This window comes from Marinobacter azerbaijanicus, assembly GCF_030250645.1.
Lineage (GTDB): Bacteria > Pseudomonadota > Gammaproteobacteria > Pseudomonadales > Oleiphilaceae > Marinobacter > Marinobacter azerbaijanicus.
In genome coordinates this window covers 322334-347228 of sequence record NZ_JASSVS010000004.1, presented here as the reverse complement: position 1 = coordinate 347228, position 24895 = coordinate 322334, and the positions used below count along the sequence as shown (strand labels likewise).

General features: G+C 57.7%; 17 protein-coding genes. 13 read left to right on the top strand and 4 right to left on the bottom strand.

The genetic code is table 11. The features are described 5' to 3' along the window. Positions 1–11 precede the first annotated feature (11 nt). A complete protein-coding gene (locus tag QPM17_RS10715) occupies positions 12–1376 on the bottom strand; it encodes a KamA family radical SAM protein (protein ID WP_285390707.1) in 1365 nt (454 codons plus the stop codon). A gap of 640 nt (positions 1377–2016) precedes the next feature. On the opposite strand from QPM17_RS10715, the gene aceE reads away from it, so the two are divergent. The 5 genes from aceE (at position 2017) to QPM17_RS10690 (ending at position 9554) form a co-directional block, all read left to right on the top strand. Further along, a complete protein-coding gene (gene aceE / locus QPM17_RS10710; RefSeq protein WP_285390706.1) occupies positions 2017–4695 on the top strand; it encodes a pyruvate dehydrogenase (acetyl-transferring), homodimeric type in 2679 nt (892 codons plus the stop codon). 10 nt (positions 4696–4705) lie between these two features. Further along, the gene (aceF, locus tag QPM17_RS10705) at positions 4706–6406 is read left to right on the top strand and encodes a dihydrolipoyllysine-residue acetyltransferase (protein ID WP_285390705.1); all 1701 of its coding nucleotides are present in this window, start codon (positions 4706–4708) and stop codon (positions 6404–6406) included. 343 nt (positions 6407–6749) lie between these two features. Further along, positions 6750–7283, top strand: a complete 534-nt coding sequence (gene abiEi / locus QPM17_RS10700; RefSeq protein ID WP_285390704.1) for a type IV toxin-antitoxin system AbiEi family antitoxin — start codon at positions 6750–6752, stop codon at positions 7281–7283. Then, positions 7276–8202, top strand: coding sequence for a nucleotidyl transferase AbiEii/AbiGii toxin family protein (locus QPM17_RS10695; RefSeq protein WP_285390702.1), 927 nt, complete (start codon positions 7276–7278; stop codon positions 8200–8202). The genes abiEi and QPM17_RS10695 overlap by 8 nt, the downstream gene beginning before the upstream one ends. Before the next feature lie 113 nt (positions 8203–8315). Continuing rightward, complete coding sequence (locus QPM17_RS10690; protein ID WP_285390701.1) at positions 8316–9554, top strand: NADH:flavin oxidoreductase/NADH oxidase family protein; 1239 nt, start codon at positions 8316–8318, stop codon at positions 9552–9554. Between the two features lie 74 nt (positions 9555–9628). On the opposite strand, the gene QPM17_RS10685 is transcribed toward QPM17_RS10690, so the two are convergent. After that, the gene (locus QPM17_RS10685; protein WP_285390699.1) at positions 9629–10771 is read right to left on the bottom strand and encodes a DcaP family trimeric outer membrane transporter; all 1143 of its coding nucleotides are present in this window, start codon (positions 10769–10771) and stop codon (positions 9629–9631) included. A 206-nt stretch (positions 10772–10977) separates the two neighbouring features. On the opposite strand from QPM17_RS10685, the gene QPM17_RS10680 reads away from it, so the two are divergent. The 6 genes from QPM17_RS10680 to astB are packed head-to-tail and all read left to right on the top strand — an operon-like array spanning position 10978 to position 18639. Next, on the top strand, positions 10978–12429 hold the full coding sequence (locus QPM17_RS10680) for an exonuclease domain-containing protein (protein ID WP_285390698.1): 1452 nt from the start codon (positions 10978–10980) through the stop codon (positions 12427–12429). A gap of 50 nt (positions 12430–12479) precedes the next feature. Then, on the top strand, positions 12480–13697 hold the full coding sequence (locus tag QPM17_RS10675) for an aspartate aminotransferase family protein (protein WP_285390697.1): 1218 nt from the start codon (positions 12480–12482) through the stop codon (positions 13695–13697). 15 nt (positions 13698–13712) lie between these two features. Further along, the gene (locus QPM17_RS10670; RefSeq protein WP_285390696.1) at positions 13713–14729 is read left to right on the top strand and encodes an arginine N-succinyltransferase; all 1017 of its coding nucleotides are present in this window, start codon (positions 13713–13715) and stop codon (positions 14727–14729) included. Positions 14730–14757: 28 nt separating this feature from the next. After that, positions 14758–15804 (top strand): arginine N-succinyltransferase, encoded by a 1047-nt coding sequence (gene astA, locus QPM17_RS10665; RefSeq protein WP_285390695.1) that lies wholly within the window; start codon positions 14758–14760, stop codon positions 15802–15804. A gap of 5 nt (positions 15805–15809) precedes the next feature. Beyond that, positions 15810–17285 carry a succinylglutamate-semialdehyde dehydrogenase gene (astD, locus tag QPM17_RS10660; RefSeq protein WP_285390694.1) on the top strand — a complete coding sequence of 492 codons (1476 nt, stop codon included), beginning with the start codon at positions 15810–15812 and terminating at the stop codon, positions 17283–17285. A gap of 13 nt (positions 17286–17298) precedes the next feature. After that, complete coding sequence (gene astB, locus QPM17_RS10655) at positions 17299–18639, top strand: N-succinylarginine dihydrolase (RefSeq protein WP_285390693.1); 1341 nt, start codon at positions 17299–17301, stop codon at positions 18637–18639. 287 nt (positions 18640–18926) lie between these two features. Here the strand turns inward: astB and QPM17_RS10650 are convergent, their stop codons facing one another. Beyond that, on the bottom strand, positions 18927–19568 hold the full coding sequence (locus tag QPM17_RS10650) for a TetR/AcrR family transcriptional regulator (protein WP_285390692.1): 642 nt from the start codon (positions 19566–19568) through the stop codon (positions 18927–18929). Between the two features lie 162 nt (positions 19569–19730). Here QPM17_RS10650 and QPM17_RS10645 point away from each other — a divergent pair, with 162 nt between their 5' ends. Both QPM17_RS10645 and QPM17_RS10640 read left to right on the top strand, forming a co-directional pair. Then, positions 19731–20810 (top strand): efflux RND transporter periplasmic adaptor subunit, encoded by a 1080-nt coding sequence (locus QPM17_RS10645; RefSeq protein ID WP_285390691.1) that lies wholly within the window; start codon positions 19731–19733, stop codon positions 20808–20810. Continuing rightward, entirely contained in the window at positions 20810–23839 is a 3030-nt protein-coding gene (locus QPM17_RS10640; RefSeq protein ID WP_285390690.1) for an efflux RND transporter permease subunit, read from the top strand. Before QPM17_RS10645 ends, QPM17_RS10640 begins: the two co-directional genes overlap by 1 nt. Here QPM17_RS10640 and astE read toward each other — a convergent pair. Next, on the bottom strand, positions 23836–24870 hold the full coding sequence (astE, locus tag QPM17_RS10635) for a succinylglutamate desuccinylase (protein WP_285390689.1): 1035 nt from the start codon (positions 24868–24870) through the stop codon (positions 23836–23838). The genes QPM17_RS10640 and astE overlap by 4 nt on opposite strands. Between the last annotated feature and the right edge of the window lie 25 nt (positions 24871–24895).

The window sequence follows — 24895 nt, the reverse complement described above, 5'->3', positions numbered from 1 at the left end:
AGCTGAAGGCCTTAACCGTTGCCCTTCTTCATTTCTGCATACTCATCCTCAAAGAAGAACTTTTCCTCCCCGAGGGCGGGTTCCAGTTCATGCAGCCAGGTGGCCGTTTCGCTGTATTTGGCGAAGAACGGGCGCTGCACCCAATCCGGGTTGCGGGCCTGAATGAAGCGCAGCACGAAGACCTTCTCACCGTTGATCTCGGTAATGCCCTGCACCTCTACCTTGCCCGGGCCGGCACTCATTGACGGCCCACGGGCGGTGCGGGCCAGGCCGGACACCTGTTTCATGGCCTCGCGGTAGATGCGGAATGCTTCCACCAGGGGCACTTCAAAGTAGTTCTTGGCGCCGGTGTCGCGCTCCACAAACATGTAGTAGGGAATGATGCCGAGCTGCACTTCCTTGTCCCACAACTTTGCCCAGTCGTCGGCGTTGTCGTTTACGTGCTTGATCAGCGGCCCCTGGGCGCGGATTTCTGCACCCGTCGCGCGTAGGCGACGAATGGCCTCTTCCGCGATGTCGGTGGTGATCTCCTGCCAGTGGTTGTAGTGGGCCATGATGGCCACGTGCTTGCCGGCGTCTACGAGGCGTGCGAACAGGTCAATCAGTTCGTCGGCGTCTTTATCGGTCACAAAGCGGTACGGCCAGAAAGTGAGGGCCTTGGTGCCGATGCGGATGGTCTGGATGTGGTCAAACTCCGGCTGCAGCAGCGGCTCCAGGTACTGAACCAGGTTCTTGGTCTTCATCACCATGGGGTCGCCACCGGTTACCAGCAGGTCGCTGACTTCGGTGTGCTCCTGCAGGTAGCCGTGAAGCTTCTCGGCTTCGGTACTGGCCATCTTCAGATCTTTGTCACCCACGAACTGCGCCCAGCGGAAACAGAAGGTGCAGTAGGAATGGCAGGTCTGGCCCTGGGCAGGGAAGAACAGCACGGTTTCACGGTATTTGTGTTGCACGCCGTCCAGAACTTCGCCATTCAGTTCCGGCATGTTCATTTCCATCTGGCCAGCGGGATGCGGATTCAACTCGTCGCGAATCTCCTTCGCCACTGCCTGGATTTCTTTCTTGTCGGCGCCTTCCCGGTGCATGTTTGCCATGCGCTCGTAATGCTCGTCCTTCAGCATGCCTTTCTGGGGGAACACCAACTGATAGATCGGGTCGTTGGGAACCTTGTCCCAGTTGATCAGCTCGTTGATCACGTATTCATTTACGCGGAAAGGCAGCACGCTGGCGACTACCTTCATTTCAAACAGGGTCTCTTCAGGGAGATTCTGGATAACGTCAATCTTGTCGAGCTGGCGGTCCGTATAGACCTTGAAGCGCCGCTCTTCGAACTCGGCAGTTGGGATGCGGTTCGGGAACGTGACGATGGAGTTCATAGATCGCCCTCTTGGGTTGTGCGCCAATTCAGGAGGGTGGGGGTCGCCACCGCTCCGCTGGTTAAAAAACGGGCAGGCGAGTATACATAAATCCAAAAGCATTTTCAGGTCTAATTAAAAATGTCATGATTAAATCTTGACCGGTATTCGTAAATAGATGAAAAGTAGGCATAAAATGTTGATTATTCTGGTCTGTTTGAAGGGCCCTGGAGTCTTATTCTTTTAGCGCGATAACGTTTTCACTCTGGGTAATTATCCTACGACATTGGTCTGACATTGCTTGTTTGAAGACCAGAAAAGCGCCATTCTTACGTAAGTAACCGAAATAGTCCGGCATGCCAGCGCTTTATTGCTGCAAAAATTGAATTCTGGCACTGAAATGTAGTAATAATACTACGTAAATTTCGGGCTTCTTCGCCCGTGTGTATTGTTGCTGTCTGAATAAGCCGGGCCAAAAGCCGTTAAAGCAGGGACGTTTCAGGCAGTAAAACTGGCAATCGTGTTCTATGCTTGTTCAAGGTAACTGACAGGCGAATACCCATAAAAAACGTTCTGCATTCCATCGCAGCTTATCGACACTGCAAGGCGCCCGCTGCTGATCGTGGCGCACGCCGTACTTTTTATGCCAAGGGGAGGTTTGATGTACCAGGACGATGATCCCATTGAGACCAGTGAATGGCTGGATGCGCTGGAGTCTCTGATCGAACAGGAGGGCGTTGATCGCGCCAAGTACATTCTGGAAAGGCTCTCCGAACGAGCCAGCCGCGACGGCACCGAGTTGCCCTATTCCATCACCACGCCATTCCGCAACTCCATTCCGGTAACCCAGGAAGCGCGAATGCCTGGCGACCTGTTCATGGAGCGACGTATTCGCTCGCTGATCCGTTGGAACGCCATGGCGATGGTGCTGCGGGCCAACCAGCGCCCCGGCGAGCTGGGTGGGCACGTATCCTCATTCTCATCGGCGGCAACGCTGTACGATGTCGGTTTTAACTACTTCTTCCATGGCGGTGATGAAAAGCGGGAATCGGACCTTGTGTATTTCCAGGGCCATTCCTCACCGGGCATTTACGCCCGTTCCTACCTGGAGGGCCGCTTTGACGAAGAGCAACTGGACAAATACCGGGAAGAAGTAGACGGCAACGGCCTGTCTTCTTATCCCCACCCGTGGTTGATGCCGGATTACTGGCAGTTCCCTACGGTATCCATGGGGCTTGGCCCGATTCAGGCCATCTACCAGGCCCACGTGATGAAGTACCTGCACAGTCGTGAGCTGATCGACATGGGTGACCGCAAGGTGTGGTGCTTCGTGGGCGACGGCGAGTGTGACGAGCCCGAAACCCTGGGCTCCATCTCTGTGGCCGGCCGCGAGAATCTCAGCAACCTCATCTTCGTGGTTAACTGCAACCTGCAGCGTCTGGACGGCCCTGTACGGGGCAATGGCAAGATTATCCAGGAACTGGAAGGCGTCTTCCGGGGTGCCGGCTGGAACGTGCTGAAAGTGGTCTGGGGCCGCATGTGGGACCCGCTGTTCGAGAAAGATCAGGACGGCCTGATGCAACGGGTAATGGACGAAGCCGTGGACGGCGACCTGCAGAATTTCAAGAGTAACGGCCCGGCCTACACCCGCAAGCACTTCTTCGGTAAATATCCAGAGCTGTCCAAGATGGTGGAAAACCTCACCGACGAGGACATCAACAAGCTCAACCGCGGCGGCCACGACCCCTACAAGGTGTACGCGGCCTATCACCACGCCATTCACAATAATGGCGGACGGCCAACCGTGATTCTGGCGCATACCATCAAGGGTTACGGGTTCGGCACGGCTGGCGAAGCCCAGAATACGGCTCACTCCCTGAAAAAGCTGGATATAGAGCAGCTCAAGGCCTTCCGCGACCGGTTTGCGGTGCCCCTGAAGGACGAAGAGCTCAAGGACGTGCCGTACTACCGGCCCGCACCTGACAGCCCTGAAATTGTCTACATGAACAAGCGCCGGCAGGAGCTGGGCGGCTTCTACCCCAAGCGTCGCAAAGATTCTCAGCCGCTGCAGGCGCCGCCGTTGGATACCTTCAAGGCAGTGATCGAAGGCTCCAATGGCCGGGCGATCTCCACCACCATGGCATTCGTGCGCTTGCTGACGGCGCTGACCAAAGACAAGCGTATTGGCAAGCGGGTGGTTCCGATCGTGCCGGACGAAGCCCGTACCTTTGGTATGGAAGGCATGTTCCGCCAGCTGGGCATCTACACGTCGGAAGGCCAGAAGTACGTGCCGGAAGACCGTGACCAGATCATGTACTACAAGGAAGACAAGAAAGGCCAGGTCCTTGAGGAAGGGATCAACGAAGACGGCTCCATGGCGGCCTGGATGGCGGCAGCCACGTCCTACAGCACCAACAACTTTCCGCTGGTGCCGTTCTACATTTTCTACTCCATGTTCGGCTTCCAGCGTGTGGGGGATCTGGCCTGGGCGTCCGGAGATATCCAGGCCCGTGGTTTCCTGGTGGGTGGCACTGCCGGGCGTACCACGCTCAATGGCGAAGGCCTGCAGCACCAGGACGGCCACAGCCACATCCTGGCCCAGACCATTCCCAGCTGTAAGGCCTATGACCCGGCCTACGGTTACGAAATGGCCGTGGTCGTCCAGCATGGCATCAAGGAGATGTATGAAGACAACCAGAACGTCTTCTATTACCTGACCATCGAAAACGAAAACTACGAGCAGCCTGCCATGCCGAAAGGCAAGGACGCCAAGCGAGTGGAAGATGGAATCATCAAGGGCATGTACCTGCTGGATTCTGTTGAAACCAAGGGTCGCAAGAAAACCCCGCGAGTTCAGTTGATGGGGTCCGGCGCCATTCTCAACGAGGTGCGTGCGGCCGCCGAGCTGCTGAAGGACGACTTTGGCGTTGCCAGTGATGTCTGGAGCGTAACCAGCTTCAACGAATTGGCCCGGGACGGCCTGCACATTGAACGCTGGAACCGCCTGCATCCGGACGACACGCCCAAGAAGTCGTACATCACCCAGTGCCTGGAAAAACAGCAGGGGCCGGTGGTGTCCTCGACGGACTACATGAAGTTGTGGTCCGAGCAGGTGCGCGCTTACATCCCCAAAACCTACCTGACCCTGGGCACCGACGGCTTCGGCCGCAGTGACACCCGCGAAAAACTGCGGAGCCACTTCGAGGTGGACCGCTACTACGTAGCAGTAACAGCCCTGGCGGCCCTGGCACGGGATGGTGAAGTAAAGAATGACGTGGTTCTCGACGCTATGCGCAAGTACGGAATCGACCGCAATAAAACGAACCCGGTGCTGAGCTAAGGAGACCGCCATGAGTGAACAGGAAATAAAGGTTCCGGATCTCGGCGGTGCAGACGAGGTCGAGGTTATCGAAGTCCTCGTCAGCAAGGGGGATTCGGTTGAGGAAGAAGATCCGATACTGACGGTTGAGTCCGACAAGGCGTCCGTAGAGCTGCCGTCACCTGGTGCCGGCAAGATCACCAAAATCACCGTCAAGGTGGGTGACAAGGTCAAGGAAGGCGACGTTATCGGCATGATGGAGGCCAGTTCCGGCGAGGAAGAAAAAGCGGAAGCCGAGCCAGAAGACAAAGCCGAAGAGAAGGCTGAAGACAAGGCCGAAGACAAGGCCGAAGACAAATCCGAAGAGGAGACCAGGGAAAAGGCAGAAGAGAAGAAGCCGGCCCCGAAAAAATCCGGCGGTTCCCGCAAGGAAACCGTGCAGGTACCCGCGCTGGACGGCTTCGACGATGTGCCTATTATCGAGATCAACGTCAGTGAAGGCGACGAGATCGCAGTCGACGACCCGCTGGTCACGGTCGAGTCTGACAAGGCCACCATGGAAATCCCTTCTCCCTATGCCGGTAAGGTCGGCAAGGTGCTGGTGTCCGAGGGCGACAAGATCTCCGAAGGCAATGACCTGCTCGAGATGACCGTTGTGGAAGAAGGCGGGGAAGGCGGTGACGAGGAAGAAGCATCCTCCGAGTCGGCTGAGTCTTCCAGCGAGAAGGAACAGGAAAGCAAAGCTGAGTCCAAAGGCGAGCGCGAGGAGCCTAAGCCTGAGCCGGCTTCAGCAACCTACGAACCGCCCACTCCCGGTGCGAAGGTCCACGCTGGCCCGGCAGTACGCAAGCTGGCCCGTGAATTTGGTGCGGACCTGGCCCGCATCAAAGGCTCTGGCCCGAAGAACCGCATCCTGAAGGACGACGTGCAGGCCTATGTGAAGAGCCAGCTGCAGCAGACCCAGCAGGGCAGCACAGTGGCTGGTGGCGGTGGTGCCGGTATTCCCGGCGTGAAGCTGCCGGACTTCAGCCAGTTCGGTGACATTGAGCGTGAGTCCATGTCCCGCATGATGTTCGCTACGGCCAACAACATGCAGCGCAGCTGGCTGAACGTGCCCCACGTGACCCAGTTCGAGGACGCGGACATTACCGACATGGAGGACTTCCGCAAGTCGCAGAAAGCGGCCGGCGAGAAGAAAGGCGTGAAGATGACGCCGCTTCCGTTCCTGCTGAAGGCCTGTGCCACGGCGCTGGCGCAGCTGCCGCAGTTCAATGTGTCGCTGGATATGGACCGCAAGGAGGTGGTTCGCAAGCAGTACATCCATATCGGGATTGCGGTGGATACACCTAACGGGCTGATGGTGCCGGTGATCAGGGATGTGGACAAGAAGGGGCTTTGGGAGCTGGCCGAGGAAAGCGCGGACCTGGCCCAGAAGGCTCGGGACAAGCAGCTGAAGCCGGCGGAGATGCAGGGTGCCTGTTTTACCATCACCAGTCTGGGTGGTATCGGGGGCACGGCGTTTACGCCGATTGTGAATACGCCGGAGGTGGCGATTCTTGGTGTTTCCAAGGCGGCGATGAAGCCGGTCTGGGATGGCAAGGATTTCCAGCCGCGGCTTATGCTGCCGTTGTCTCTGTCCTATGATCACCGGGCGGTGAATGGGGCGGATGCGGCCCGGTTTACTTCGCTGTTGAGTCAGTTGTTGGGGGATATTCGTTCTCTTCTTCTCTGACTTTTGGTGATTGGTCGCTCTGTAGCCTGCGGGTTATAGGGCGGTCGCGAGGCCGGTCAGGCTATTCAGAACACGCCGCGAGTACGTCCTTGTAGGCTCGGTCGCGCCATCCCTGGCGCTCCACGGTTCTGAATAACCTGACCGGCCTCGCTTGTTCTGGCCTTGTTGATATCGTTCCTTCTAAGCCTAAGCCGATACCTTGTGGTCATTCTCTGTCGCCGATAAAACCCCTTTGCAAGTAGACGTTAATGACACTTTAAAATGGTAAATCTGACCATATAGATCTAATATGTGAACGATAACTGTACTTTTTAGTGTGGTTCGTGTGTGGCAAGAGGTTGCAATGAAACAGTCAGATGCCATCAAACGCCTGGCGGAATTCGACTTGAAAGGGCGTTACGTCTACTCCTCAAAAGATATGCCGAAACTGTTTCCCGGAGAATCCGAACGCAGCCGGCAGGCCACGCTTAGCCGTTTGGTCGGTAGTGGTATCCTTGAGCGGCCATCGAAGGGGGTATATGTCTATAGCCTGTCCCGACACAAAGGACCGGATATTCTGGAACAGGTAGCAAAAACCCTGCGCCGAGGCGAATACAACTATATCAGTCTGGAGTCAGCACTTTCTGAATATGGCGTCATCTCTCAGGTTCCGGTTGGCCGTATCACAGTTGTAACCACTGGCCGGAAAGGGGAGTACAGAACCCCGTATGGGGTAATTGAGTTTACCCATACCGAGAGGCCTGTTAGCGATATCCTCTCCAGCGTGCAGGATCGTGGGCGCCCGCTTCGAATTGCCACCAAGGCGGCAGCGTTGCGTGACCTTAAACGTGTAGGCCGAAATACCCAATTGATTGACCCTGAGGAAGCCCGTGCGTAAATACGATCAGGAAAACTTTCAGCGGCTGGTTTCACTGGCCATGCAGGATCCCAACCTGGCCAATATGCGACCCGTGATTGAAAAAGAGATCATCCATTTTGATCTCTTTTTTGCTCTAGATCAGGAGGGCTTGCTGAATGGTCTGGTGTTCCAGGGCGGAACTGCAGTTCGACTATGCTACGGAGGCAAGCGTTTTAGTGAGGATCTGGATTTTGCCGGTGGCGTGGACTTTTCATCCCAGCAACTCGGGCGGATGAAGGAGTGCATTCTGGACTACCTGAGCTCCCGATACGGACTGGAAGTGAGCGTTAAGGAGCCGAAGTCATTGCGCAAAGAACCGCAATACTCGGAGCGGAATGTGGACATGTGGCAGATAGCCATCACTACTTCGCCTGAGCGGCCGGATTTGCCGAAACAGCGGGTCAAACTGGAAGTGGCTAACATTCCTGCGTATACGGCCGGCCCGCAACCGCTGATCCGTACCTACGATTTCCTGCCGGATGGGTATGAAGACATACTGATCATGACGGAAGACAGAAGTGAGATCATGGCTGACAAGCTGGTATCCCTGCCCGCCACTCAAAAATATACCCGCCATCGCGATATCTGGGACCTGGCATATCTGTCACAGGAAAGGGCAAGCGTGCGCGCTGATCTGGTGGCAAATAAGGTTCGAGATTACCAAATTGAGAATTATGACGAGAAGCTGGAGGCTATGATCGGCCGGCTACCTCAAATCATTGAGGGTAAGCCCTTCAGGGATGAAATGAACCGGTTTCTGCCTGCCGATGTTATTGAGCGGACGTTAGCGAGAGAAAAGTTCTCCGATTTTCTGCTAAACCGGATTACCAGCCTGCTTACGGAAGTGCGGGATAGCCGCGAGTCAGATCAATCAGGTAAGCCTCCATTTTCGATGTAGCTGGACGCCGTGTGTGTTTCGTGCGGCATTCCGGCCAATGCAGCCGCTGTATTTCCTCTCCATGATCGGGTCTCGCCTTCTGGTATCCCCAGGCATTCTACGGAGACCGATCAATGAACGCCGCTGAACTTCTCTCGCAACCGCTGACCCTGAAAAACGGGGCGGTGATTCCCAATCGCTTTGCCAAGTCCGCCATGAGTGAAACTCTGGGTACGATGGACAACCGTGTCACCAAGGAATTGCCACGGCTATACAGGACCTGGGCCGAGGGTGGTGTCGGGCTTTCCATTACCGGGAATGTGATGATCGACCGCCGCCATATTGGTGAGCCGGGGAATGTGGTGCTGGAGGATGAGCGGGATTTTTCACTGTTGCAGGAGTGGGCGCGGGAAGGGGCACGGAACGGGTGTCAGTTGTGGATGCAGCTCAATCACCCAGGCAAGCAGAGCCCCAAGATGCTGAATAAGGCGCCGGTGTCGCCCAGTGCGGTGCCGTTCCGGAAGGAGTTGCAGGCGATGTTTGCAACGCCCAGGGCCCTGGAAGCATCGGAAATTGAGGAGATCATCCAGCGGTTTGCCACCAGTGCTGCGATTGCAGAGAAGGCGGGGTTTTCCGGGGTGCAGATTCATGGTGCCCACGGTTACCTGGTCAGCCAGTTCCTGTCGCCGCATCACAACCAGCGGGAGGACGAGTGGGGCGGTAGCCCGGAGAAGCGGATGCGGTTTGTGGTGGAGGTGTACAAGGCCATCCGGGTGGCGACGGGGCAGAGGTTCGCGGTTGGCATCAAACTGAATTCGGCGGACTTCCAGCGGGGTGGCTTTACCGAGGAGGAGTCCCTGGGGGTGATTGACACCCTGGCGGGTCTGGGGATTGATCTGGTGGAGATTTCCGGCGGCAATTATGAGAACCCGGCGATGGCGAAAGGCAATAAAGCGAGCACTGTTGCCCGGGAGGCCTATTTCCTGGAGTTTGCGGAGAAGGTCCGCAAGCGGGTGGATGTTCCCCTGATGGTAACCGGTGGCTTTCGCACGGAGTTAGGCATGGCGGAGGCCCTAGCGTCCGGAGCAACCGATCTGGTGGGGCTGGCCCGGCCGTTGGCGGTGGAGCCGGATTTCCCGAAGCGGATCATGGAGGGACAGGCATTCACCAGTTCTGTGCGGCCGATACGCACGGGCATTCGCATGATTGACGATATGGCGTTGATGGAAGTGAGCTGGTACACCCGGCAACTGGGGCGTATGGGTAAGGGTAAGGCGCCCAGGAAGCACGATAGGGGTGTGCTGTCGCTGATGGAAGTACTGGCAGTGATGACCAGCCGTGGGGTGCGGACACGATTGCGGGCAGGGGAGTAATTCTGAGACCCGCAAGCAAAAACCCCGGCCGGAGCCGGGGTTTCTGCTGAGTTAACTAACTTCTAACGGAAGGATTAGAAGTTGTACTGAGCCAGATACATGATGCGATTTGCATCGCCGTCGGTTCCGCCTTGGCTTTCGGTTTCCAGATTCTCGAACTGTACACCCATGTTAACGCTATCAACCGGGCTCCACATGTAGTTGACATACATAGACGTGTTCTGTTCTGTCGCGGTTGCTGCCACTGCTCCGCTTGCAACGGCGTCATCCAAATCTGACATTGACGTGCCGTAGCCTACGTTGACCGAGCGTCCACCACCCAGGCCAAAGCTAGCGCCCAGTGCACCGCCTACTGCTTCTATGGTCTCCAGATCGCCATTGGTGTCTACGTAAGCATCCGCTCCGGCAAAGTTGGTGCCCGCGCGATATACATAGGCATTGGCGCCATCTGCATAGTTGATCGCGCCCTGGATGGAGATCATATCGGTAATGGCAATTTTACCGGCCAGGAACGCACCATAACCGATGGCTGAATCATCGGCTGTACCTGTGTCGTAACCTGTTTGCTTGGCCATGACGGCTGCCGCGTAAGAAAATCCACCCTGTGAATCTTCAAGCTTTGCAGTCAGTGCAGGAGAGCTTGAGATGGCAGTGCCGCCTGAGTTTGCTACTCCGCCATAGTCGATCGGATTCTCGAGTGAGAAGGAGAGGGGGCCGCTCATGTAGGTGATTTGTTCGGTCCGGTCTTGTGTACCAGCAGTACCCGGAACGCCATCGAAGTCCACATTGGCGGTGTTACCGACCCAGGAGTTATAGTTAGACCAGTACCGGCCAATCCTGACATTATTATACTCGCCATAGGCGTGACGAATACGTGCATCAAGGCTGGCGCTGTTGTCGAAGTCGAATTCGATAACAGCTTTTACGCCTTCCGGATTTACAACAGAAAGACCAACACGGCTGGTGTTTGCGTCCATGCCGAAATGGCCGTCGGCCGTATCAGCATCGCCTTTTGTGATTGCACCGAAGTTACCGGCGCGGCCGCCGTTAGAAATATCTTCGTCTATGTCATAGGCCGCGACTACTCGAGCAAAACCGTAGAGGTTTGTCGTATAGTCACCGGTGCTCAATTCTACAGCACCAGCCTGGCCTGCCAGGCCAAAGATCGTCGCTGCTGCTGTCGCTCGAATTGCCATTCTCAGATTGTTGCTTTGCATCTTTGTTGTCTCCACACTTATTTTTGTTGGACCCACTTCAAAGTAGTTACCAATTCATGACATTTCAAATAAAATTTTGCATTCATTAGACGAATGTCTATGCAACGAAATCGCCGGGTTAGGGGAACTTTTTGAGAATTGTGTTTATTCATCATTTCCTGCAGGGAAATACATCTGTAATTTTCTGGAAATCGTAAACACAAGCCATGAAGAAAAACGCCCGAATTCTTGACTCCGCGACCTTCGCTTTTCTGGATATCGAAACCACCGGCGGCAATGCCTCCCACGACCGTATTACCGAGATTGGTATCCGTTTCTGGCGCGCCGGTGAGGTGGTGGGCGAGTGGCAGACACTGGTTAATCCGGAAACGCGCATTTCTTCGTTTATCCAGAGCCTGACCGGCATCTCCAATGACATGGTGGCGGATGCCCCGGTGTTCGCCGACCTGGCGGAGGAACTGGAGCTCCAGCTGAAGGACACCATTTTTGTCGCCCACAACGCCCGCTTTGACTACGGATTTATCAAGGCCGAGTTCCGGCGTCTGGGTGTGCTGTTTTCCGCGAAAGTGCTGTGCACCGTGAAACTCTCCCGCAGGCTCTATCCCGGCTTCCGGCGCCATAATATGGACGCCCTGATCGAGCGCCACGGGCTGGCGCAGGTTCAGCGCCACCGGGCCATGGGGGATGTGTCTGCCATGCTGTCTTTCTTTGATCATGCGCTGGTGGAAAAGGGTGCGCAAACCATGGAGGCGGCCATTGCAGAACTGCTGCAGCGGCCAAGCCTTCCCTCCAATCTTCCGGCTGACGTGCTGCAGGATCTGCCGCGGGGTCCGGGGGTTTATCGGTTCTATGGCGAAAATGACGTACTTCTGTACGTAGGTAAAAGTACTAACATCGCCCAGCGTGTGGCGTCCCACTTCTCTGGAGACCACAATTCCAGCCGCGGCATCCGCATGTCCGAGAGCCTGCGACGGGTGGACTGGACAGAAACCGCTGGCGAGTTGGGCGCGTTACTGCTTGAATTAAGGCAGATAAAGCAGTTGAAGCCGCTGTTCAACCGGCGCTCGCGGGCGGCGAAGAACCTGGTGAGTATTGAGCTCACAGGGAATGCCAGCGGGTATCTGCAGGCGCGGCTGGTTCGGGAAATTGAACCACACCGGCTGGGAGATTATTACGGACTGTTCCGCAGCAAGAAAGACGCGGAACGGGCGCTCAGCGGCATTGCGGCAAAGAACGATCTTTGCAACAAACTGCTGGGGCTGGAGCCGGAACACGACGGCCCCTGCTTTCAGCGCACACTCGGCCGCTGCAGGGGTGCCTGCGATGGCGGCGAGGATGTGGTGAAGTTCAACTTGAGGATGCAGATTGCCTTTCATGGTCTGCGCCTGAAAACCTGGCCGTGGAAAGGGCCGGTGGCGGTATTTGAGCACAATGCCACAACCGGCAGGACGGATATTCTGGTGGTTTACAACTGGATGCACGTTGCCACGCTGCATGATGAGAATGAGTTGGAGGATCTGTCGCTAAGGGGGCAGGCCGTGAATTTTGATCTGGACTCCTACAGGCTGGTGGCCAAGGCCCTGATGGGGCAGGATGGACGTTCGCTCAGGGTGGTTGAGCTGGACGCGGTGGGCCAGCCGGATGTGCACATGCCCTGAGTGGCGTATGATTGAATGTACCGTTTCATGTTTTTGTCTGAGAGAAACCGATGAACAGAGAACCCGTCAGCCGTGAATTGTTCGATGAGGTAATGGTCCCCAACTACGCACCCGGGGCTGTGATTCCCGTAAAGGGAGAGGGCTCCCACGTGTGGGATCAGGAAGGGAAGGAGTATATCGATCTGGCGGGCGGTATTGCGGTGACCTGCCTGGGGCATTCCCACCCCGGCCTGGTGAGTGCTCTGATGGATCAGGCCGAGAAGATCTGGCACCTGTCGAATGTGATGACCAACGAACCGGCGCTTCGACTGGCCAAAACCCTGTGCGATCTCACGTTTGCCGAGCGGGTGTTCTTTGCCAACTCCGGGGGTGAGGCCAACGAGGCTGCTTTTAAACTGGCCCGTCGCTACGCCTGGGAGCATTTCGGCCCGATAAAGAACGAGATTATTGCCTTCAAGAACTCTTTCCACGGCCGCACCCTCTTTACGGTCAGCGTAGGTGGCCAGCCCAAGTATCTGGAGGGCTTCGAGCCAGCGCCGGGCGGCATTTACCACGCCGATTTTAATGACCTGGAGTCGGTCAGGAAGCTGATATCCAAAGACAAAACCTGCGCAGTCGTGGTGGAGCCCATTCAGGGCGAGGGCGGGGTGATGCCCGCTGATCCCGAGTTTCTCAAGGGGCTTCGTCAGCTTTGTGACGAAAACGACGCCCTGCTGGTCTTCGACGAGGTCCAGTCCGGTGTTGGCCGTACCGGCCACCTTTATGCCTATCAGATGTACGGCGTGACACCGGACATTCTCTCGTCAGCCAAAGGTCTGGGCGGTGGTTTCCCGGTCGCAGCCATGCTGACCACGGAGAAGGTGGCCAAAAGCCTGGGTGTCGGCACTCATGGAAGCACCTATGGCGGCAACGCCCTTGCCTGTGCCGTTGCCCAGCGGGTGATCGACACCGTCAGCCAGCCGGACATCCTCAAGGGTGTGGCTACCCGTTCAGACCGGCTTCGCAAGGGCATGATGGACATTGGTGAGCGCTACGGGATTTTCAGCGAAGTTCGTGGCTCGGGCCTGTTGTTGGGCTGCGTGTTGACCGAAGAGTGGAAAGGCAAGGCCAAGGAATTTCTCAATGCCGGACTGGCAGAAGGTGTGATGGTGCTGATCGCCGGCCCCAATGTGGTTCGGCTGGCGCCGTCGCTGATTATTCCCGAACCGGACATAGACGAAGCGCTGGCACGCTTTGAAGCCGGCGTTAAAAAGGTATGCGGACAATAACCAGGGGAGCCGCCTATGTGGCTGGTACGTCCGGCTCAGCCGGGTGACCTGAAAGATATTCTCGACATTGCTGGCGGGCAGGGCCCCCGGATGTCATCCACCTTGCCCAAAAAAGAAGAAGCTCTGTCCCTCAAGATTGAGCAGTCCGCCCGCTCGTTTGCAGGCAGGAACAAGGCTGATGAGCCAGAAAGGTTCCTGTTTGTGCTGGAAGATACCGACACCGGTAAGGTTCACGGTGTGTCAGGTATCGATGCCCGGGCCGGAAATGGACAGCCTTTCTACAACTATCGCAAAGACGCTCTCATTCATGCGTCTCATGAGTTGGGCGTGTCCCGGCGGGTGGAGGTTCTCTACCCGTCCCATGCCCTGACAGACCACACCCTGTTGTGCTCATTCACCATAAAGCCGGAACTGCGCGGTTCAGACGCCTTTGAGCTGCTGTCACGGGCAAGAATGCTGTTTATTGCCGCCAATCGACATCTGTTTACCGATCACACTGTGGTGGAAATACAGGGCGTTCAGACAGAAAAAGGCGAGGTGCCTTTCTGGGACAGTCTGGGCCGGCATTTCTTCAACATGGATTTTGAAACCGCGGACCAGTATTCGAGCATGCTCAGCAAAACCTTTATTGCTGAACTCATGCCTCCAAACCCGATCTACGTCACTCTGCTGAGCAAGGCGGCCCGGGAGGCCCTGGGCCAGCCACACATCCAGACCCGTGCAACCTTCGAACTGTTGCAGCATGAGGGATTCTGGGGCGGCTGTTATCTGGATATTTTTGATGCCGGCCCCGTGCTTGAAGCCCGGACCGACACGGTCAAATCCGTTGTTACCAGCCGCCCGAAAACCCTGCACGCAGCGAATTCGGACGATGGTGAGCTTTGCCTGATTTCCGGCGGTGAGGGTGAGGAATTCCGCTGCACGCTGACGTCACTGACCGAAAGCCTTGGTGAGGAGGTCAAGGTGCCGCTGAAAACCTGGAAATGTCTGGGCAGGAACTCCGGTGACGACGTAAGGATCACACCATTATGAGCAGGGCGATCGCACGCAGGAGGCCGGTATGTTGTTGATCCGACCACTCCAGGACAACGATCTGGACGCCCTCTACGCCATGGCGCAGGGGGCAGGTAAAGGCCTGACCACGCTGCCGGCCGACCGGGAGCTTCTTCAGAAAAAGATTACCCATGCCAGGGACACGTTTAATCAACGCTGTGCCCCGGAAGCCGGGCTTTACCTGTTTGCCCTGGAAGACACCGAGCTAGGCCAGTGCGTGGGTATCAGCGGCATCCAGGCGCGCGTCGGTCTGGACGAGGTGTTCTACAATTACCGGCTCAGCATTACCGTGAATGCCTCTCGCGAGTTGGGCGTGCATGTGCGTACGCCAACGCTGCACCTGTCCAACGACATGACCGACACCACAGAGATCTGTTCGCTGCTGTTATCGGGCTCCCACCGTGGCGGTGGCACCGGGCTGCTGTTATCCCGCTGCCGCTTCATGTACCTGGACGACTTCCGGAAGCACTTTTCCGAAAAAGTCTTCGCCGAAATGCGGGGCGTGTCGGACGGTAATGGCCAGAGTCCCCTGTGGGATGCCCTGGGCAGCCAGTTTTTCGACATGGAGTTCAGCGAGGCGGACGTGCTTTCCGGCCTTGGCAACAAGTCGTTTATCGCCGAGTTGATGCCGAAGTACCCCATTTACCTGCCGATGTTGCCGGACTCCGCCCGGGCTGTGATCGGCCGGGTGCATGAAAACACCGCGCCGGCACTGAACATGTTGCAGGCGGAAGGATTCAACTTTAACGGCATGGTGGATATCTTTGACGGTGGTCCGGTAGTGGAGGCTTTCATACACAACATCCGCACCGTGCGCGAGGGCATTAACCGCCACGTGATGATCCGCAAGAAACCGCTGGACATGAACGTGCCGGCAGAAGAGCAGGTGATGATATCCAATCGTTCTTTCCGGGACTTTCGGGTAACCACCATACCAGCCGAGTGTATCGGGCTCGATACTGTCAGTATACCGGCCGAAGTGGCAGAAGCGTTGGAGATTGAATCCGGGGATCTTGTGCGGCTGGCCCCTTTAAAAGATACCGGAAGGAGGTAATCACTATGGCAAACATGACAGGCCAACTATTTATTGATGGACTCTGGCTGGAAGGCCACGGAGATCCGTTTGAATCCCTCCAGCCGGTTACTGGGGAAACGGTCTGGGATGGTATCGGTGCCAGTATCGAAGATGTGGACGCCGCTGTCCGCGAGGCCCGCAACTCATTTGTTGACTGGCGTAGGCGCCCGTTCGGTGAGCGTCAGGCTCTGGTGGAGAAATTTGGAAGGTTGCTGGAAGAGCACAAGGAAGAGCTTGCACACCAGATCGGGCTGGAAACCGGCAAGCCCCTGTGGGAATCCCGCACGGAAGTGGCTTCCATGATTGGCAAGATCGGCATCTCAGTCAGCGCCTACCACGATCGCACCGGGTACTCTGAGTCGGATGTCGCCGGCGGTCATGCCGTGTTGCGGCATCGGCCCCATGGCGTGGTTGCTGTGTTCGGCCCCTATAATTTCCCGGGACACCTTCCCAACGGCCACATCGTGCCTGCCCTGCTGGCCGGTAATACCGTGGTGTTCAAACCCAGTGAGCTGACCCCCGGCGTGGCGGAGATGACCGTGAAACTGTGGGAGAAAGCCGGCCTTCCTGCCGGTGTGATGAACCTGGTCCATGGGGCTGCGGCAACGGGTAAGTCGCTGTCTTCCCACCCGGGGGTGGACGGGCTGTTCTTTACCGGCAGTTCCACCGTCGGACACCTGTTACACAAACAGTTTGGCGGTCAGCCCGAGAAAATCCTGGCGCTGGAAATGGGAGGTAACAACCCGCTCATCGTTCAGCATGTTGATGACGTGGACGGGGCTGTCCACCATGCGCTCCAGTCAGCCTTTCTCTCCGCTGGTCAGCGCTGTACCTGTGCCCGGCGTCTGCTGGTGCCCAAGGGAACCAAGGGTGACAGGTTCCTTGAACGATTCACGGAAGTGGTCAGTCGCATCAAAGTGGGCGAGTTCGATGCCGACCCACAGCCGTTCATGGGTTCTGTGATTTCGTCCGAAGCAGCCGACAAGCTGCTGGCGGCCCAGAATACCTTGCTGACCCATGGCGGCAAGGCGCTGCTGGAGATGCAACAGCTGAAGGAAGGCACCGGCCTGCTGTCACCAGGGATCATAGACGCTACGGGCCTTGACCTGGTGGATGAGGAATTCTTTGGACCTCTGCTGACGGTTTACCGGTATAAAAGCTTCAATGAGGCCCTGGAATTGGCTAACAACACCCGTTACGGGCTGTCTGCCGGCATACTGACCGACGATCACAAGCTCTATGAGCGACTGGCGGAGGAGGTGCGTGCCGGCATTGTAAACTGGAACCGGCCATTGACCGGTGCCAGCAGTGCGGCACCCTTCGGAGGTGTTGGCGCCAGCGGTAATCATCGACCCAGTGCCTATTACGCCGCTGACTATTGTGCCTGGCCAATGGCCTCTCTGGAGGCAAAAAAGAGTGAAGTTCCGGAAAGCCTTGCTCCAGGATTAAATTTCGACTGACGGAAAGGTAAACATGCCCAAGCACGCGGTAGAAGCCAACTTCGATGGCCTGGTTGGGCCAACCCACAATTACGCCGGGCTCTCCTGGGGTAATGTGGCTTCGAAGTCCAACGTTCGCTCGGTATCGAACCCCAGGGAAGCGGCGCTACAGGGGCTGGCCAAGATGAAACGGCTGGCGGACCGCGGTTTCGTCCAGGGAGTGCTTCCGCCCCATGAGCGTCCGCATATCCCCACCTTGCGGGCAGTTGGATTCAGTGGGTCGGACAGCGACGTACTCAGGGCTGCCGCTGATCACAGCCCCTCCATCCTGGCGGCCGCATCTTCCGCATCGGCCATGTGGACAGCTAATGCTGCTACTGTCTCGCCGAGTGCGGACACCGCCGATCACCGCGTACACTTCACACCCGCCAACCTGAACGCCAAGTTCCATCGTTCCATCGAGCATGTGGTCACCGGTCGGGCACTGAAATCGATCTTTGCGGACGAATCACGGTTTGCCCATCACCCGGCACTGCCGTCGGTCAGCCAGTTTGGTGACGAGGGGGCCGCCAACCACACCCGCCTGTGTGGTGGCTATGGCGATCCTGGTGTGGAATTGTTTGTGTACGGGCAGATCGCCTTCAATGAACAGGCGCCGGCACCCAGAATCTACCCCGCCCGCCAGACCCTTGAGGCCTCCCAGGCCATCGCCCGACTGCACGGACTGAAAGACAGCCGCGTGGTCTACGCCCAACAGAACCCGGAAGCGATTGATGCGGGTGTGTTCCATAACGACGTCATCGCGGTGGGGAACGGAAATACTCTGTTCTACCACGAACTGGCGTTTCTGGAGGAAGAGCGGGTTCTGGCCGACATTCGCTCCAGACTGACCGGCGCGGAACTTGAAGCCGTGCGGGTCAGCAGTTCCCAGGTGCCGCTGGAAGACGCAGTGGCTTCCTACCTGTTCAATAGCCAGTTATTGAACACACCGGACGGCATGATGCTGGCGGTGCCGGGGGAGTGCCGGGAAATTGCCTCCGTCAGCCGCTACCTGGACGAGCTGGTGGAGGATGCGGGGTCGATTACTTCGGTGGAGGTTTTCGATGTCAAACAGTCCATGCGTAACGGCGGCGGGCCGGCGTGTCTGCGGCTACGGGTGGTGTTGAACGATGACGAGCTCAAAGCCATGCATCAGGGGGTTCTGCTCACCGATGCGTTGTATGAGCGGCTGACCACCTGGGTGGAGGCGCATTACCGGGAGGAGTTGTCGCAGGATGATCTGGGCGATCCGATGCTGCTAGATGAGGTTCGTAAGGCGCTTGATGAGTTGACGGGGATTCTGGGGCTTGGGTCCATATACGATTTTCAGCTCTGATTGGCCCCTTCAGTCTTGCTTCAGCGATAGCGCCTTTCGTAGGTCGGATTAGCGAAGCGTAATCCGACATTTCGGTTTCGACGCCAATATTTGTCGGATTACGCTTCGCTAATCCGACCTACATTTTTTGGTGTTGGATATTAGCCCGGAGTTTGGCGAGCAGCGGTGGGGGTGGTCTCCCGAAACCGTGGAGCGCCAGGGATGGCGCGACCGAGCCCTACAGGGACGTATTCACGGGCGTGTTTCGGGAGACCACCCCCACCGATGCGGTAACTCCCAATCATCACTCAAGAGGCAATCGAGGAAGTCAGCATCTCCATGGTGTGGCGGATCAGGGACTCGGCCGGAAAACTCTCCACCTGCCCGCTTTCTGCCATCTCGCTCTGGCATAGCATGATCACCCCGTGCAGCGCTCCACGGAGGTATAGAGCCGTCTCGACAGGATCCTGGATGCGGTCCCGATTCATGGTTCCGTCTTCCAGGCCCAGGTGAATCGCTCCTACCATCAGATCCATGGTTTCTGCCTTGCAGCAGAACATCTCGCCCGCCAGTTCATCGTCCGCCTCCGCCATGGCGGTAGACGCTGCGGTCAGGGCCGAGAAGTAGTCCGGCTCTTCCCGGTAGAACTGGTAATAGGCCACTCCCATGGCTCTTATCTGTGCCAGCCCTGTATCCGCTGTCTGGCGGGCTTCCTCGAAACGGCGGCAAAGGCTGTGGCCAGCTCGCAGCATGATACCTCGCTGGATTGCCGCCTTATCCTTGAAGTAGACGTACAGCAGTGCACGACTGAGGGCGGCGGTGCGGGCAATGTCGTCCATGGACGTGCGTTCGTAACCCTTCTCTGAGAACACCAGTTCCGCAGCATCCAGGATGGCGTCGTACCTGGCCTGTTTCTCTTTCTCTCTACGGGTTTTTAACGGCTCACTCATAGGGGATTCCGGTAATTGAGACTGCGCTCTCATGATACATGGTAAACGATGAGAACTGATATTGACAAATTGTCAAAGAATGACATTATGTCGGAAAATAGATTTTTGTCCATCGGATGGGCGAGCAAAATACAACGCGAACATGGAAGAGAGGACGTCTCAATGAGTACCACCCGGCATTACACCATTGTTGCCCTCGCAGCTGCTCTGACTCTGCTTGTCAGTGGCTGTAAATCCAGTGAACCATCGCCAGGCAATGATGTTGCCGCCGTGACGGTGCGCGCAGCCGAGGTGACCGGCGGCCAGACGGAGGGCGTGTCTCTCCGCTTTTCCGGTATCGTGCGGGCTGCCCAGCGAGCAACGTTAACGTTCCAGGTCAGCGGTACCCTGCGGGAGCGGGCGGTTGAGCTTGGACAGACTGTGAAAACCGGTGATTTGCTGGCGCGGGTATACAATCCCGCCCTGGAACCGGCGCGGGATTCCGCTGCTGCGCGCCTGGAAGAACTCAGAACCCAGTACAGGCAGGCCCAGCGCGAATGGGAGCGTTCCCGTCAATTGCATGAAAGAGGTGTGGTGTCTGAGCAGGGGCTGGAGCAACTGGCCTCCCGGCGGGACAGCCTGAAGGCAAGCATGGCCACCGCGGAAGCATCTCTTGCCGAGGCTACGCGCCTGCTGCAGGAAAGTGAGTTGAGGGCGCCATTCGGTGGCCGGGTTGAAGCGTTGCTGGTAGAGCGGGACGAGTTTGTGGCGGCCGGTCAGCCGGTGATGCGCCTGTCTTCCCCTGACGGTCGTGAGGTGGAAGTGCGGGTGCCCGCCTATATGCTTAACCATGTTTCGCTGGGGCAGTTGTTGCCGGTGTGGTCCGTGCAGCAGCGCAACCGACCCCCGGAAACCGGATCGATCGTGGAAATCGCCCAGTCCGGCGGCGTTCGTGGTGAGCTTCACCCGGTGCTGGTAAGTCTGCCAGCGGACACCCTGGAGCCAGGCGAACCGGTAGAGGTGGGGATCACTCCCCGCGAAACCGTCGCCACCACCGTGCCACTGCTGGCGGTCATGAAATCCAATGGTGGTGCCAGTGTGTTTCGTGTCTCTGATGGCATAGCCCGGCGAGTGCCGGTAACGGTTCAGCGGATCATCGGTGAACGCGTTGTGGTGGATGCCACCGACCTTACCGCCGGTGACCAGGTGGTATACGCCGGTATGACCCGGATTTCCGACGGCGATGCGGTGGAGGTGCGCTGATGTCATTGCGCCTGCTGAATTTCCAGCGCTTGCTGGGCATGGTCGTGACCATGCTTTGCCTCCTGGGCATCGCCGCCTACAGCACCATGCCCCGCCAGGAAGATCCTTCCTTCCCATACCGCGCAGGCCTGATCACCATCAACTATCCCGGCGCCAGTGCCGAGGCGGTGGAACGGCTTGTGCTGCAACCGCTCTCCGATGAACTTCGCCAGGTGGAGGAAGTGGATTTCTCCCAGGCCACCGCACGCACCGGCGTGGCGATTTTCAATGTTCGCCTGAACGACACCATCTACGATACCGATTCTGCCTGGGACCGGGTGCGCCAGGCCATGGAGCGCGCGCGCCTGGATTTCCCGGATGATGTCGGCCAGATGGTGCTGGATGATCGCTTGATTGATATTCCCGCCATCATCCTGGCGGTCAGTGGTTCCGGCTCGGTGACCGAGCTGAGCGATGTTGCCGAGCGGCTGAAGCAGAACCTGGCGGATATCCCCGGGGTTTCCCGCATTGAACTCGAAGGCGATGCAGACGAGCAGATTACCCTGGCGCTGGACGACGCTGCCATGTACCGGCTGGGCATCTCGCCGGCACGGGTGCTGGACACGCTTGCTCGCCGTAACCAGACCACACCCGGTGGTTTTATCGTGGCGGATGGTCGCCGCCTGTCGGTTTTACCGAACAGTGAATTTACCAGTGTAGAGGCCATTCGCGCCACGCCCATTGAACTGCCGGATGGCTCCCAGGTGCCCCTGGCTGCGGCAGCAGAAGTGTGGCGGGGGCCGGCTGAACCCCGGCAGCCCGAGGCCTGGTTCGATGGCGAACGGGTGGTGCTGGTCTCCATGATCATGGAGGAGGGAAGCACGGACGCGATCCGGTTCGGCGAGCGTGTTCGTGAGCGACTGTCGGTGATACGCGATGAGTTTGCTCCCTACGAGATCCGCGAGATGTTCTTCCAGCCTGACAAGGTGGAAGAGCGCCTGGATAACCTGGCCTGGAGCCTGGTGTTGTCGGTCATCATTATCGTGGCGGTTGTCTTCACTGGTATGGGTATCCGCATGGGCATCCTGGTGGCGTCGATCCTGCCCATGGTGGCGCTGATCAGTATCGGGCTTTACGACCTCGGTGGCGGAGTGCTGCACCAGATTGCGGTGATCGGCATGGTGATTTCGTTGGGGATCCTGATCGATAACGCCATTGTGATAGTGGAGAGTATCCAGGGTTACCTGGACGAGGGCATGCGCCGGCTGGACGCGCTGAAACGATCGGTTCGGGAGCTTGCCGGCCCTCTGGGAGCATCCACGGGGACCACCATTGCGGCCTTCATGCCGTTACTGCTTTCCAAGGGCGGTACCGCGGATTTTACCCGTGGTGTGCCAGTGATGATCATGCTCACCCTGTCGGTCAGTTACCTACTGGCCATTTCCGCAGTGCCTTTATTGGCAGCCCGTTTCCTGAAACCACGAAAGGTAGACGCCCGCGAGGACAGGTTGATCGGCCTGTCCCGGTTCCTCGGAAACCTGGTCGCAACACGGCCCGGCACGCTCATTCTTGCTGGCACCGCGCTTGTGGTGTTCAGCCTGGCGCTGACGCCATTCATGAAACAGCAGTTCTTCCCCAATGCGGATCGCCCACAGGTGGTGGTTGAGCTTTATATGCCAGAGGGCACGGACCAGGAGCGTACGTCCGCTGTTGCTGCGGATCTTGAGCGGGCCATTCGCACCCGCCCCGAGGCGCTCCTGGTGCACCGATTCACCGGCTTTACCGGCCCCAGCTTTTACTACAATCTGCAGCGGGAACCCCAGGCGCCAAACCGTGGCCGGATCGTGATATCGACACCCACCCTGGAGGACACCACCGGGCTGGTGCAGTGGATTCGGGAATACGCCGGGCAGGAAATGCCCGAGTTGCAGGTAACCGCAGGCATCCTTGGCCAGGGTCCACCCCGCGCCGCTCCGGTGGAAATACGGGTGTACCACGCCAACGATGAGGTCCGTGCCCAGGCGGTGGAACAGCTGTTTTCCGCCCTGCGCGGCGTTGATGGCACCGTGGATGTGCGTCACAACCTTGATATGGGGGTGCCCAGTATCGCCATCAATGTGGACGACGCCAGTGCTGCCCGCTATGGCCTCAACAGGTCTGACGTGGCCCAGAGCCTGTATGGTCAGAGCTTCGGTGTGGTAGCAGAACAGTATCGGCAGGAGAAGGACCCGATTCCACTGGTACTGCGTTCCCGTGAAGGCACCAGCCTGTCGCTGCCACGACTGCTGTCAGTGAACATTTACAACGATCAGGGTGACGCGGTGCCTCTGTCAGCTATTGCCTCGGTGGAAACCTCATGGGAGTCTGCCGCCCGGTATCAGCGTAACGGCACCCGGATGAATACTGTCTGGTCCAATCTCCATGCCGGTTACAGTTTCAGCCAGGCCCTGCAAGGCCTGGATGCTGCCCTTGAAGCCAATCCGTTGCCGCAAGGAACGCGGCTTGAAATGGGCGGCGATGCCGAGGGCTCAGGCGATGCCAACAACGCCCTGCTGACCACGGCCCCGATTGGTGTGCTGCTGTTGCTGTTTTTCCTGCTGGTGCAGTTCAATTCTTTCCGCCGCGTCGGCATTATTTTGCTGACGGTACCCCTGGCGACTGTGGGCATTTTCCCGGGGCTGGTGTTCTCCGGTTCGCCCTTCGGCTTTCAGTCGTTGCTGGGGGTGATTGCGCTGGTGGGTATCGTGGTGAACAACGCCATTGTGCTGCTGGATGTCATGGACCGGCAACTGGAGAAAGGGGATGCCATTCGCGATGCCGTTCGCAAGGCTGTAGAGCAGCGAACCCGGCCGATTCTGCTGACGACCGGCACTACGGTTGCCGGCCTGTTGCCACTGGCATTCTCCAGTTCAACCCTTTGGCCACCCATGGCCTGGGCCATTATCTCCGGGTTGCTGGCTTCCACGGTACTGACATTGCTGGTGGTGCCATCGGTATGTACCCACGTGATCAGTTGCAAAGTAGCTGAGCCAGAGAATGCACCGGCCTAGTTGCAGGGCCTGATCATCAGACCGACCCGCTGGCCCACGGGGACGTGTGGGTTGGGGAAGACAATGCCTTCGGGGCTATCGCCAACCCTGTAGCAGGTGGCATTGTCTTCCCAGATCACCGTGCCGGGGTCGTACATGGTGAAATTGGCGACATCGTCGGGGATGTGGAAGCGGAAGTTGTCACCGGTATTCAGGATCTCATGAACCACCTCGAAGACGGTTATCTCGTCTTGCGCTCCATCGCGCTCCGGGGCAGACTCACCCTTCATTCGTCGCCTCAGGGCATTACTGATCCCGGTCAACCGACTCAGGTCGTTCTGTCCGAACGGCCGCACCTTGCCGAGTTCTACGGTAAAACTTTCCGCTTTGAGCTCGGTGGAGGAAAACGAGGCAAAGGTGGTGCCTTCGCGATGCTGTAACAGCAGGGTGTCTACATCTGCCTCCAGCAGGAAATCGACCTGGCTTTGAGGCACATCCCGCCCGTCCACAAATGGATAGAGCGCAAACTTTTCCCGCAGAGAAGGGCGAATCGCGGTGTGCAGATCATAGTGGCTGAGATTGGCAGAATGCTGTGTGGCAAAGGCCTCACAGGCCCGCTCCAGTACCCAGGCACGCTCCGCCTCAGGAAGTCCCTGGTACTCGGGCTTGAGGTGAGCGCCGCCAAACAGCCGGTTGAGATTCACATCAATAAATCGCTCTCCGGCATCCATCGCGGGCGGGTTGCCGAGGATCAACAATACCGGACAGGCCAGCGTCCATTGGCCATCAAGCAATTCATTCAGCAGATTATTCAGAACCTCGATCGGTGCCGTTTCATTGCCATGGACCCCGGCAGAAACAATCAGAGATTCGTTATTGGGGTTGGGGCGATCGGCCGGAGGTTCCAGGTAAAGCAGCCCCGACCCCTGTAGCTGCAGCCCGGTACCGTCTTCAAGTACGACAACTTTCTCTGAAGAGGCATGCTCGGCTGTCGAAAGCGTGTGGGATAGCCAGTCGCGGCCAGGACCAAAAAGCAATTCACGAACGCTCATGTGCCTCCCTTACACCAAGAACGGA